Origin of the sequence: Streptomyces sp. NPDC058086 (assembly GCF_042885015.1) — a bacterium.
In the GTDB taxonomy this organism is placed as follows: domain Bacteria; phylum Actinomycetota; class Actinomycetes; order Streptomycetales; family Streptomycetaceae; genus Streptomyces.
The window spans coordinates 14,790-15,759 of sequence record NZ_JBHVST010000162.1; the positions used below are offsets into that span (position 1 = coordinate 14,790).

Genomic DNA, 970 nt, shown 5'->3' on the forward strand with positions numbered 1-970 from the left:
GCACCACCCCCTCCCTTTCGTCGATTCCGTCGTCGTACGGGACTCAGCCGGCCAGCGCCTTGAGCGTCTCCCGCACCACGATCGGGTCGTACGGCATGGCCAGGTGGGTGGTCCGGTTCTGCGGGGCGATGAGTTGGAGGCAGGTGTTGGTGACCGGGTGTTCCGGCCTGGCGGGCTTCAGCTGCTGGGCCTCGGGAGGCTGGACCAGCTCGTCCCGGGTCGACCAGATGACGGTGTAGTCGACGCCGTCCACCGTGTCGCCCGGAGCCACCAGCTCACCCACGAACTCCGAGTCGTGCAGCAGTTGGGTGAAGGCCGGGCTGATACGGAAGAGCACCTGGTCCTCCACGACCGCCTGAACGCCCGGGACCTGGCGGACCAGCTTCGTCAGGCCCGCCACCTCGACCCCGTGGTTGCTGGGCGCGATCCCGACGACACGGCGCACCTTCCCGGCCCCGCCGAGGTACTTGAGGTAGTAGTGCGGGAGCATCCCGCCCTGCGAGTGACCCACGAGGTCCACCTTCGACGCCTTGGTGTCCACCAGCACCCGGTCCACGAAGTCCGCGAGCTCCTGGGAGGACTTGCGCACGTCACCGAGACCGTACAGACGAGGGAGCGTGGGCAGTTCACCGTAGTTGAGGCGGAAGATGCGGTGCCCGGCCGTTCGGAGCGCGGGCGCCAGCTTCCGCCAGACGGACTCCCGGTCGCCGAGCGTGCCGTGCACGAGGACGACCGGGTGCGGACGTTCCGGTGTCGGGGGCAGGCCCCAGTCGTCCGTCTCGGGGTCGCCGTCGAGTCCGGCGATCAGCCGGTGTGCGGCGGACTGGGTGTTGCCGGCCAGCCGCTCGGGCGTCCTGAGCAGTTCGGTCGCGGCGCTCTCGGAGTTCACGCCGGGAATGCGGGGCAGGGACATGGGGCCTCCTTGGCCTCGGTCGTGTGTGCGGAATGGTCGTGAACACGGGGAGGCCCC

The 970-nt window shown here is 69.8% G+C and carries 1 protein-coding gene; it reads right to left on the minus strand.

Going from position 1 to position 970, the window contains the following annotated elements; translation table 11 throughout:
- Nucleotides 1-43: 43 nt before the first annotated feature.
- A complete protein-coding gene (locus ACFVWD_RS53750) occupies nucleotides 44-913 on the minus strand; it encodes an esterase/lipase family protein (protein ID WP_389606104.1) in 870 nt (289 codons plus the stop codon).
- Nucleotides 914-970: the final 57 nt, after the last annotated feature.